The sequence below is a fragment of the Stenotrophomonas maltophilia genome, from assembly GCF_013464915.1.
In the GTDB taxonomy this organism is placed as follows: Bacteria; Pseudomonadota; Gammaproteobacteria; order Xanthomonadales; family Xanthomonadaceae; genus Stenotrophomonas; species Stenotrophomonas maltophilia_AT.
Genome location: NZ_RAVT01000061.1, coordinates 23,430 through 33,460, shown reverse-complemented (window position 1 = coordinate 33,460; position 10,031 = coordinate 23,430). Strand labels below are relative to the sequence as shown.

Genomic DNA, 10,031 nt, shown 5'->3' with positions numbered 1-10,031 from the left:
ACTACCGGTWGTGCCGGCCGCTGGCCGGCAACCTCCGTCATCCGAGGTCCACCACCTCGAACGCCTCGCCAAACTGCCTGTGTGCACGCCACAGCGTGGCCAGGTCCTGCCCACTGACCGGGTCGACGAAGCCCGGCGCGATGTCCGCCAGCGGCTTCAGCACGAAGGCATGCTTCAGTTCCGGGCGCGGGATTCGCAGGTGGCCAGGGCCTTCCACCACCAGGTCGCCGTAGAACACCACGTCGATGTCCAGGGTCCGGTCGGAAAAGCGCGGCCCGCTGCGGTCGCGGCCGTGCGCGTCTTCCAGCGCATGCAGCCAGTCGTCCAGTTCCTGCAGCGGCAGGTCGGTCTCGATCGCTACCGCATTGTTGAGGAAGGCCGGGCCATCGAAGCCGACCGCGGCGGTACGGTAGGCGGGCGACACCTGCAGTGCGCCAAAGCGCTCGCGCAGGGCCGTCACCGCGGCGTGGAGGTAGCGGCGGGGCTGGACGTTGCTGCCCAGGCTCAGGAGCACGGTGGTCATGCGGTTCAGGTGACGGCACTTGGGGGGCGTGGACATGCCGTCGTCACGGCGGCCTGCCTACAATCCGGGACGCACATGATAGGGCACCGACATGACCTATTGCGTTGGAATCGAGGTGGACCAGGGCCTGGTCTTCGCTGCCGACACCCGGACCAATGCCTCGCTGGACGATGTGCGCGTGCACCGCAAGCTGCACGTGTTCGAGTACCCCGGCCAGGCAGCGTACGTGCTGATGGCGGCCGGCAACCTGGCCACCACCCAGCTGCTGGTGTCACGCCTGGGGCGCGACGCAGGGGAACGGCGCACGCCCAACCTGCGCGACATGACCCACCTGTTCGAGGCTGCCGAGTATGTCGGCCAGCTGCTGGTGGACAGCCAGGTACACAGCAGCCACAGCGAGCACGGCCATGACGGGGTCAACACCCAGGCCACGCTGATCTTCGGCGGCCAGATCGCCGGCGAGCGGCCGGGTCTGTACATGGTCTATCCACTCGGCAACGCGATCGCTGCTTCGCCGGAGACGCCCTATCTGCAGATCGGTGAGTCCAAGTACGGCAAGCCGATCCTCGACCGCATCCTCAGCCCGGCCACACGCCTGGAGGACGCGGCGCGCACGGCAATCGTGTCGCTGGATTCGACCATCCGCTCCAACCTGTCGGTAGGCCTGCCGATCGACCTGGCGCTGCTGCGCGATGGTGAACTGCGCATCGGCCAGCAGCTGCGGCTCGGCGCGGATTCAGCGTTGTATGCGGACATCCACCAGAACTGGTCGCGGCGGCTGGAACAGGCGGTGGACAGCCTGCCACGGTTCCCGTGGGAAACCACGGATCGACCGACCTGACGTGCCGCCGGGCATGGCCCGGCGAGCCACGGTCAGCCCAGCGCTTCGGCCACCGCGCGGAACACCTGCTGCATCTGCAGCGGCTTGTGCAGCACATGCACCTCCACGCCGTCCGGGAATGCATCGGCCGCGACCGGCACTGCCGGGTCCTCCAGTACCAGTGCCGGGCCGCGATAGCCCAGCGTGGCCATCTCGCCCAGCAGCTGGCTGGCCGGCAGCAGCTTGGAGCCGGCATCGGCGATCACCAGCGCAGGCATCGCCTCCTGCTGCATCCAGCGCAGCGCGGCCGGGCCGTCGGACGCCAGCTGCAGCTGGTAACCCTGGCTGGACAGCGCATTGCCCAGCAGCGAAAGACGCGTGGCCTCGCCATCGACCACCAGGATCGACTGGCCACTGCCCAGTGCCACCAGCTGCTCGATGGGCTCGCTGCCGTCGACGGCTTCGTGCATCGGCAGGCGCAGTTCGAAGCAGGTACCCTGCCCCGGCTGGCTGCTGACATGAATGCTGCCGCCGGCGCCCTCGACGATGCGCTTGCAGGAAATCAGCCCCAGCCCGGTGCCGTCGGCCTTGGTGGTGAAGAACGGATTGAACAGGTGCGACAGCGTGTCCGCATCCATGCCGATGCCTTCGTCGGCCACGCGGATATGCATCCAGTCCACGCCATCGCGCTGGCCGGCATGGCTGGCGGTGAGGCTCAGGCGGCCGCCATTGGGCATCGCCTGGATCGCATTGAGCGCCAGGTTCAGCATCACCTGCTGGAGTTCGGTGTAGTTGGCATCGACCACCAGGCCTTCGTCCTGCACCTGCAGTTCCAGGCGCACGGCGTCGGGCACGTTGCTGCGCAACAGCAGCGCCACCGCATCGAACAGGCCATCGATCTCGATGCGCTCGCTCGGCTTGCGCGAACCGCGCACGAACGACAGCATCGATTCGGCCATCTCATGGCCACGGCGGCCGCATTCGGCGATGACATCGGCCAGATGATGCAGCTGCGGATCGTCGGTGCGCGCCTTCAGCAGATCCGGCATGATCAGCAGCGGCTGCAGGATGTTGCGCAGGTCGTGGCTGAGGCCGGCAGCGAGCAGCGACAGGCTTTCCAGACGCTGCGCGCGCATCAATTCGGTTTCCACCCGTGCACGCTCGATCGCGCTGCGTGCATCGCGGATCGCACGTGCTACCGCCGACGGCAGGCGCGCCGGCAGGTGCTTGATGATGTAATCGTTGGCGCCCTTCTGCAGCGCCGCCACCGCGTTCTCCTCACCCATGGTGCCGGAGACGAAGATGAAGGGCACTTCCGGCGAGGTCTCGCGCACGATGCGCAGCGCGTCGTCACCGGAGAACCCCGGCATGCTCAGGTCGGACAGCACGATGTCCGGCTGGAACCTGGCCAGCGCCTGGCGCAGTTCAGCCTCGCTCTCGACACGCTCGAAGCGGGCCTCCAGGCCCGCATCGAGCATCTGTTCGGACATCAGCTCGGCATCTTCCGGTGAGTCCTCCACCAGCAGGATGCGCAGCGCCCCCAGGGCGGGACCGGTCAAGGGCATGGGCTCACTCGAGTTCCGGTGCCTGGTTGATCAACGCCCAGAACTTGCCCAGGGTCTGCACCGCACCAAAGAACTGGTCCACGTCCACCGGCTTGACCACGTATGCGTTCACGCCCATGTCCCAGCTACGGGCCAGATCGCTTTCCTCGCGGGAGGACGACAGGATCACCACCGGCAGGCGCTTGAGTTCTTCGTGTTCGCGGATCTGCCGCAGCACTTCCAGGCCATCCATGCGCGGCATCTTGATATCCAGCAGCAGCACCGCCGGCAGGCCTTCCTCGCGGTTGGCGAAGGCGCCGCGGCGCAGCAGGTAGTCCATCACTTCCACGCCATCCTCGACGTGCACGATGGGGTTGGCCAGACGCGCCTCTTCCAGGGCGTCGATCGCCATTTCGGCATCAGCCGGGCTGTCTTCGGCGAGAAGAATGGTGCGCAGAGTGGTCATGCAGAAGGCCCTTGTTTGTCCGCGTCGATCGCGGGAGGCAGGTAGAAGTGGAAGGTGGCGCCGACGTCCGGTTCGGCCTCGGCCCAGATACGGCCGCCATGGCGGGTCAGCACGCGACGCACGCTGGCCAGGCCGATGCCGGTACCCGGGTAGTCACTGGCCTTGTGCAGGCGCTGGAACACGCCGAACAGTTTCCCGGCGTACGCCATGTCGAAGCCTGCACCATTGTCACTGACCGTGAACTGATGACCGCCATCGGGCTGTGGCTGGTAGTCCACGCGGATCTTCGCCGGCTCGCGGTTGCCCGAATACTTCACTGCATTGCCGAGCAGGTTCAGCCAGACCTGGCGGATCATGTTCTCGTCGCCCACCACGATCGGCAGCGGGGCGATGTTCCACTCCACCTGGTGCACATGGCCGCTGTTCTCGGCCTCGGCCTGCAGGTTGGAATCGAGCATGGCGCGGGTATCGGCCACCAGTGACTGCATGTCCACCGCCTGCTGGCGCATCGCCACCCGGCCCAGCCGCGAGTAGACCAGCAGGTCGTCGATCAATGCCGCCATGCGCCGCGCTGAACTGGAGATCACCTCCAGGTAATGACGGCTCTTGTCGTCGGCGCCATCACCGAGGTGACGCGACAGCTTGTCGGAGAAACCAGCAACGTGGCGCAACGGTGCGCGCAGGTCGTGCGAAACCGAGTAGCTGAAGGCTTCCAGCTCGCGGTTGACTTCGGATACCTGGGCAACCTTGCCCTCCAACTGGCGGTTCAGCTCTTCCACGCGCATCTGCACGGCACGCTGCACCGTCACATCGCTGATGGTCAGAAGCACGACTTCGTCATCGGTATCCGGCAACGGCATGCGCCGCGCATTGAGCAGCATGTAACGCGCCATGCCATCGGCGGTGCGCTGTTCGTGCTCGAAATCCCACAGCTCGCGGCCGCGCAGCAGCACGTCGGACAGGCGCTGGCGCACTACGGCGTCGTTCCAGGCGCCGTCGCCGACCGTTTCCAGCAGCAGGCCATCGGCACGTTCGTCCTGCAGCCCGTACAGCTCGGCGAAGGCCGGATTGTGCAGCTGCACGCGCAGGTCGCCGTCGAGCAGCACGATGGGCTCGCGCACGGTCTGCAGCACCGAGGCCGCACGTGCGGCCGAACGCAGCGATTGTCGTTCGGCATGCAGGCGGCGGCCGATCTGTCGCTGCAGCAGCCACAGCACCAGGCCAAGCAGCGCCAGCTGCACCACCAGCGAACTCCACGACACCAGCTCGGTCTGCTTGCGCTGGCGCGCAGCCTGCTCGGCACGCAATGTCAGCAGTTTCTGCTCGCTGGCCTGCAGTTCTTCAACCAGTCCACGAATCGGGTAGCGCGTGCTGAGGTCCTGGACCAGCTCGCGCTGATCGCTGTTGGGCTCGGATTTCGCGAGCTCACGGGCAAGTGCCATGCGCCCTTCCAGCATCGATTCGATGCGCCCGATCCGGATCAGCTGGTCGGGATTGTCGCGGGTCATCCGGCCCAGCTCGGCCAGGCGCCCGGGAATGTCGTTGGCCTTGGCCATGCGCTCGCGCAGGCCCGGTGCGTCCACGCCCTTTGACAGGGTCAGCGCCGCCGACTCGACATCACGCACATCGGCCTGCAGCTGCTGCAGGGCCACGCCGACAGCCTGGGTATGGTTCACCCAGGCCATCGCCTGCTCGTTGTCCTGCTGCAGTTTGCGCAGGGTCAACCACGGCACCACGATGATCGCGGCGGCCGCCAGCGCCAGGGCCGGCAACCGCCAGCGGTCCCAGATGTCGTCACTGAAAACCAGCGCCATGGTTCCTCGTCAGCCGAGCCGCGCATCGGTGGTCGGGACGAACCCGACGGCGGCGGAACCGGCAATATAGCGCAGGCGGTCACAACACTGGGCTTTCCGGCCCGGTTGGCTGAACGGGTTGGCAATCACATCTGTAGAGCCGAGCCGACGCTCGGCTGTCTTGGAGTTCCAGCCGAGCATGGGCCCCGGCTCTACAGATCAGCGGGCGCCCCGCATCGGGGCGCCCGCCGGGGTCAGCGCTTGGCGGCAGCACTGACCTTCAATGCGGCGGCATCGACGCGGGTCACGCCCTTGATGCCCTTGGCGGTGGTGACCGCCTTGTCCTTCTCGGCCTGGGTGGCCACGGCACCGCTCAGGCTGACCACGCCGTTCACGGTTTCCACCTTGATCTCGGTGCCCGGAACGTTGCTGCTGGCGAGCAGGTCGGCCTTCACCTTGGTGGTGATCCAGGTATCGGTCACCGGCTCGTTGGAATCGTGGCGATCAGCATGGGTCGCCGGATGCGCGCTGGTCGGCGGGCTCTTTGCGGCCGGATCCTTGGCGAATGCGGCCGAGGAGGACAGCGCCAGGCCCAGCGTCAGGGCGGAGGCAATCAGCGTGCGGGTCGTATTGCTCATCGTGTCGTACTCCTTCGGAATGTGCTGCCAGTCTGGACAGACCGACGTAGAGCAGGCGTGGCGTTGCGGTCATGCCGTTGTGAATCGGAGCATCTGCAACGAAAACCGTTCAGCTTTGGCCCGTGACCCCGCGTCGTTTACCCTGCCCTTCCCCCTGCCGGAGCTCTGTCATGCGCCCCGACCTGCAACTGGCCCTGATCGGCTACGGCCTCGCCGGCCGTGTCTTCCACGCACCGCTGATCCAGCACACAGCCGGCCTGGCGCTGCACAGCATCGTCAGTTCGCAGCGCGACACGTTGCTGCGCGCGTTCAGCGACGTGCACGTGCGTGCCACGCCGCAGGAGGTGTTCGACGATCCGGCCGTGGATGCCGTAGTGATCGCCACGCCGAATGAACAGCATGCGCCGCTGGCAATCGCGGCACTGGCGGCGGGCAAGCATGTGCTGGTCGACAAGCCGTTCGCGCTGGACGTGGCCGAAGCGGAAACGGTATTGGCTGCGGCGCGCGATGCCCGACGCATCGCCACCGTGTTCCAGAACCGGCGCTTCGATGCCGACTTCCTCACGCTGCAGGCGCTGCTTGCGGACGGGACGCTGGGCGACATTGCCGAGTGCCATGCGCACTTCGATCGCTATCGCCCGCAGGTGCGCGAGCGCTGGCGCGAACAGGACGGTCCCGGCAGTGGCCTGTGGTACGACCTGGGCCCGCACCTGCTGGACCAGATGCTGATGCTGTTCGGTTGGCCCGAAGCGATCGATGCTGATCTGGCCGTGCAGCGCGAAGGCGGCAGCGGCATCGATTACTTCCACGCGGTACTGCACTACGCGCGGCATCGCGCGATCGTGCATTCCGGTTCTCTGGTGGCAGCACAGACGCCGCACTTCAGCGTGCATGGCAGCAAAGCCAGCTGGATCAAACATGGCCTGGATGTGCAGGAAGCCCAGCTGCGACGCGGAGTGGCACCCGGTGCGCCGGGCTGGGGCATCGACCCGCGGCATGGCGAGCTGGTGCGCTGCGACGCCAAAGACAACGTGCAGCGCAGGACGGTCGACAATCTGCCCGGCGACTACCGGCGGTTGTATGCGCAGTTCGCCACCGCGATGCACGGCGAAGGCGAGCCGACGGTCAGCCCGGTGCAGGCGCTGCAGCTGATGCGGTTGCTGCAGGCCGGCATGGACAGCGCGCGCGAAGGGCGGCGAATCGCGTTGGACTGACCAGTAGATCCACGCCATGCGTGGATGACGTGGCAACGATCGGAGAAGGCTTTTGTAGAGTCGAGTCATGCTCGACTGGCTGCATGGGGTCAGAGCCCTTTCCTGCGGAAAGGGATCCGACCCCGATCTGCCTGGGGTCGGATCCCCTCGGCAACGAAGGGCTCTTACCCCACCACAGTGCCTACGACTTCTTGATGGCGTGGCCGCCGAATTCGTTGCGCATCGCCGACAGCAGGCGATCGGTGAACGAATTGGATTCACGCGAGCGCAGGCGCTCCAGCAGCGACAAGGTGATCACCGGTGCCGGCACATCGAGCGCGATCGCTTCGGCCACGGTCCAGCGACCTTCGCCGGAATCCTCGACATACGGTGCGATGCCATCCAGCGAAGGATTTCGCTTGAGTGCTTCGGTGCTCAGGTCCAGCAGCCACGAACGCACCACGCTGCCGTGGCGCCACACTTCGGCCACCTGGGCCAGGTCCAGCTCCATCTCCTGCTTGCGCTCCATCAGCGCGAAGCCTTCGGCGTAGGCCTGCATCATTCCGTATTCGATGCCGTTGTGGACCATCTTGGTGAAGTGGCCGGCGCCAGACGGACCGACACGTGCCCAGCCGCGATCTTCGGCCGGAGCCAGCGTGCGCAGCAGCGGTGCGATCTGCTCCACCACCGACGCTTCGCCACCGACCATCAGGCTGTAGCCTTCCTGCAGGCCCCACACGCCACCGCTGGTGCCGCAGTCGACGTAGCCCAGGTCATCCTCGGCCAGCGCCTTCGCACGGCGGATCGAGTCCTGGTAGTTGGAGTTGCCGCCATCGATGACGATGTCACCTTCGGCCAGGTGCGGGGTCAGTTGGCCCAGGGTCTGGTCGACGGTTTCGCCGGCCGGCACCATCAGCCACACCACGCGCGGCACCGGCAGCGCAGCAACCGCGGCGGCCAGCGAATCAACCACCTCCAGGCCGGCCTCGGCGGCGCGCTGGCGGGCACCTTCGCCCGGGTCGTAGCCGACCACGCGGTGGCCGCCGCGATGCAGGCGCTGGGCCATGTTGGCACCCATGCGGCCGAGGCCGATCATTGCAATATCCATTGTTTCACCTTCAGTTGGGGTCTAGGGTCAGGCTGCCTGGCCTGCCGGTAGCCGCGCAGTGGCGCAGCTGCGCCTCGCGCCAACGCCGGTAGAGCGTGGTATGCAGATTGTGCACTGCCAGGTCGATCGAAAACGGCGTTCGCGGGTTGCGGTCGAGCAGCCGGGCGACGTGGTAGCCGATGGGACGTATACCGCGCGGGTGCACATAGATCACGAACTGCTGGTAGAACGGATCGTCCAGCAGCTGGTCCATGCGTGCCAGCGTGACGTGGTAGCGTGGTTCCAGCCGCGCGCGCAGGTCCGGGTCGCGTTCGAACAGCAGGCGCTCGAAGTAGCGCTGGCCAACGCGCGGGATGTCCTGCGCCAGTTTCCACAGCTCGGCATTGCGCTGGTCATACCAGGCCAGGCCGCCGTGCAGCGCCAGGGCCTGCGCAGCGTCCCCGCCCACTGAAACCACGACGAAGTTCTCGGCCTGGTTGCTCAGATCATCCAGCGTGCTCTTGTCATACACGTGCTCGATGAAACCGGGCACGCCGACGAAAGCCTGGCGCCCCATCGCCGACGTGCGCACGGCCTTGCCATCGGCAAGGAAATCACCCGCATGCGCGCCGAGCAGGATGCTGTCGGTAACGTGCAGCGCGAGGAAGGTGCCGATCGACAGTTCACCTGCGGCAAATTCAGCATCGAATGCCGTGTCGCCATACAGTTCACGCTGGGTGGCCAATTGTGCGACCTGGCGCCCGACCCCGCATTCGGCGCGCACATTGCCGCTGTAGAACGCCTGCAGCGCCTGGCTGTTGCGCGCAGTGGGCACGAAACCGCGGCCGAAGCTTCGCGTGCGCTGCCAGCCTTGCGCCTGTGCGCCGTGCAGGCCGAAGCCGATCCAACCGAGCTGCAACCCAGAGAAACGGAATCCTGGATTGCCCTGCAGCGCAGTAGCGGCACGTTGCGTGGCTGCACCCAGTTCGAAGGCGTAGGCGCAAACCGTAGCCGGATCGTCCAGCACCTGCTGCAGCGCCGCCTTGCGCGCTGCAGCGGGCATCTGCGCCGGCCATTGCACGCGCAGATCGCCCGCCGCGTGCGCCTCGGCCAGCGACGCGCGCGTGCACACCGGGCCACCGTGCACCTGCGGTGCACCAATCGCACGCACTTCGAAGCGCCATCCCAACCGCTGCAGAAGGCCTTCCGTACAGTCCAGTGGCGCGGCAGCCGCGCCCAGCGCGGGCAGCAGCAGGGCCACGCCCATCCATCTGCCGCGCACGATCAACCCTGGTCCGTGCTGGCCGGTGTGGGCTCCGGGGGTGTGGCCGCGGGCGGCACGGGCTTGCCTGCCTCCGCCGGAAGGTACTGTTGCAGGCGCTGGAAGAAGCGACGATAGAACTCGGCGTCGGTGACCGTGCTGCTGGCCACTTTCACCAGCGAGTCGTCATTGCTGCCGAACGGCAGCGATACGGATCCGAGCGCACCGACACCGACACTGGCCGAGGTCGGACTCTTCTTCAACGCGTAGCGATCCTGCACGGCACTGACGAATACCAGCGTCTGGTTCCCCCGCGGTGCGCAGGAAATACGCAGCACCAGCTGCTCGTGATCGTCCTCGCGCGGCTGGAAATTCTTGTTGCCTTCCACCTGCGCCGCGTCGGAACGGGCGATGGCATAGCCCTGGCTGAGCAGGGTGCGCCGCGCAGCCTCACACGCATCCCCCGGGCGGCCATCGACGGTGCGCGAGAAGGTATCGCCGGAATCGAAGGATTCGCGCAGCAGGGTACTGTCGGCGGCACGGCCACCACAGGCCGACAGGATCAGGGCGCTGCCAAGCGCCACAACAGCACTGGAAAGACGGGAGGCCCGCATGGGTACTCCTGCGAGGACGGTACCGCCAAGGGTAGTCCCGCAGCCGTGTGCGGCAGGTCGAAACCGGCGCCACGCGCCTGCCACGTTGCTGG

The 10,031-nt window shown here is 66.7% G+C and carries 11 protein-coding genes; 2 read left to right on the top strand and 9 right to left on the bottom strand.

Features of this window, described 5'->3' with window-relative positions:
- Window positions 1–37 precede the first annotated feature (37 nt).
- A complete protein-coding gene (gene folK, locus D7T59_RS19075; RefSeq protein ID WP_180852866.1) occupies window positions 38–523 on the bottom strand; it encodes a 2-amino-4-hydroxy-6-hydroxymethyldihydropteridine diphosphokinase in 486 nt (161 codons plus the stop codon).
- A 91-nt stretch (window positions 524–614) separates the two neighbouring features.
- Between folK and D7T59_RS19070 the strand changes: the two genes are divergently transcribed.
- The gene (locus D7T59_RS19070; protein ID WP_180852863.1) at window positions 615–1,364 is read left to right on the top strand and encodes a proteasome-type protease; all 750 of its coding nucleotides are present in this window, start codon (window positions 615–617) and stop codon (window positions 1,362–1,364) included.
- Between the two features lie 32 nt (window positions 1,365–1,396).
- On the opposite strand, the gene D7T59_RS19065 is transcribed toward D7T59_RS19070, so the two are convergent.
- From D7T59_RS19065 to D7T59_RS19045, 5 genes are read right to left on the bottom strand one after another with little or no spacing between them, the layout of a single operon-like run.
- The gene (locus D7T59_RS19065) at window positions 1,397–2,908 is read right to left on the bottom strand and encodes an ATP-binding protein (RefSeq protein ID WP_180852862.1); all 1,512 of its coding nucleotides are present in this window, start codon (window positions 2,906–2,908) and stop codon (window positions 1,397–1,399) included.
- 4 nt (window positions 2,909–2,912) lie between these two features.
- Window positions 2,913–3,353, bottom strand: a complete 441-nt coding sequence (locus D7T59_RS19060; protein WP_005411057.1) for a response regulator — start codon at window positions 3,351–3,353, stop codon at window positions 2,913–2,915.
- Window positions 3,350–5,167, bottom strand: a complete 1,818-nt coding sequence (locus tag D7T59_RS19055; RefSeq protein WP_180852861.1) for a sensor histidine kinase — start codon at window positions 5,165–5,167, stop codon at window positions 3,350–3,352. Before D7T59_RS19055 ends, D7T59_RS19060 begins: the two co-directional genes overlap by 4 nt.
- Window positions 5,168–5,176: 9 nt before the next feature.
- The gene (locus D7T59_RS19050; protein WP_164138647.1) at window positions 5,177–5,347 is read right to left on the bottom strand and encodes a hypothetical protein; all 171 of its coding nucleotides are present in this window, start codon (window positions 5,345–5,347) and stop codon (window positions 5,177–5,179) included.
- A 53-nt stretch (window positions 5,348–5,400) separates the two neighbouring features.
- On the bottom strand, window positions 5,401–5,784 hold the full coding sequence (locus D7T59_RS19045) for a BON domain-containing protein (protein ID WP_049429380.1): 384 nt from the start codon (window positions 5,782–5,784) through the stop codon (window positions 5,401–5,403).
- Between the two features lie 170 nt (window positions 5,785–5,954).
- On the opposite strand from D7T59_RS19045, the gene D7T59_RS19040 reads away from it, so the two are divergent.
- Complete coding sequence (locus D7T59_RS19040) at window positions 5,955–6,998, top strand: oxidoreductase (RefSeq protein WP_180852860.1); 1,044 nt, start codon at window positions 5,955–5,957, stop codon at window positions 6,996–6,998.
- Window positions 6,999–7,179: 181 nt separating this feature from the next.
- Here D7T59_RS19040 and gnd read toward each other — a convergent pair whose 3' ends face one another.
- From gnd to D7T59_RS19025, 3 genes are read right to left on the bottom strand one after another with little or no spacing between them, the layout of a single operon-like run.
- Entirely contained in the window at window positions 7,180–8,085 is a 906-nt protein-coding gene (gnd, locus tag D7T59_RS19035; RefSeq protein WP_006470430.1) for a phosphogluconate dehydrogenase (NAD(+)-dependent, decarboxylating), read from the bottom strand.
- A 10-nt stretch (window positions 8,086–8,095) separates the two neighbouring features.
- Window positions 8,096–9,331 carry a hypothetical protein gene (locus D7T59_RS19030; protein WP_180852865.1) on the bottom strand — a complete coding sequence of 412 codons (1,236 nt, stop codon included), beginning with the start codon at window positions 9,329–9,331 and terminating at the stop codon, window positions 8,096–8,098.
- Between the two features lie 17 nt (window positions 9,332–9,348).
- Window positions 9,349–9,939 (bottom strand): DUF2242 domain-containing protein, encoded by a 591-nt coding sequence (locus D7T59_RS19025; RefSeq protein ID WP_180852859.1) that lies wholly within the window; start codon window positions 9,937–9,939, stop codon window positions 9,349–9,351.
- Between the last annotated feature and the right edge of the window lie 92 nt (window positions 9,940–10,031).

Coding starts and splice junctions, on each gene's coding strand:
- folK (WP_180852866.1), bottom strand. CDS start 523: ATGACCACCGTGCTCCTGAGCCTGGGCAGCAACGTCCAGCCCCGCCGC.
- D7T59_RS19070 (WP_180852863.1), top strand. CDS start 615: ATGACCTATTGCGTTGGAATCGAGGTGGACCAGGGCCTGGTCTTCGCT.
- D7T59_RS19065 (WP_180852862.1), bottom strand. CDS start 2,908: ATGCCCTTGACCGGTCCCGCCCTGGGGGCGCTGCGCATCCTGCTGGTG.
- D7T59_RS19060 (WP_005411057.1), bottom strand. CDS start 3,353: ATGACCACTCTGCGCACCATTCTTCTCGCCGAAGACAGCCCGGCTGAT.
- D7T59_RS19055 (WP_180852861.1), bottom strand. CDS start 5,167: ATGGCGCTGGTTTTCAGTGACGACATCTGGGACCGCTGGCGGTTGCCG.
- D7T59_RS19050 (WP_164138647.1), bottom strand. CDS start 5,347: ATGCTCGGCTGGAACTCCAAGACAGCCGAGCGTCGGCTCGGCTCTACA.
- D7T59_RS19045 (WP_049429380.1), bottom strand. CDS start 5,784: ATGAGCAATACGACCCGCACGCTGATTGCCTCCGCCCTGACGCTGGGC.
- D7T59_RS19040 (WP_180852860.1), top strand. CDS start 5,955: ATGCGCCCCGACCTGCAACTGGCCCTGATCGGCTACGGCCTCGCCGGC.
- gnd (WP_006470430.1), bottom strand. CDS start 8,085: ATGGATATTGCAATGATCGGCCTCGGCCGCATGGGTGCCAACATGGCC.
- D7T59_RS19030 (WP_180852865.1), bottom strand. CDS start 9,331: ATGGGCGTGGCCCTGCTGCTGCCCGCGCTGGGCGCGGCTGCCGCGCCA.
- D7T59_RS19025 (WP_180852859.1), bottom strand. CDS start 9,939: ATGCGGGCCTCCCGTCTTTCCAGTGCTGTTGTGGCGCTTGGCAGCGCC.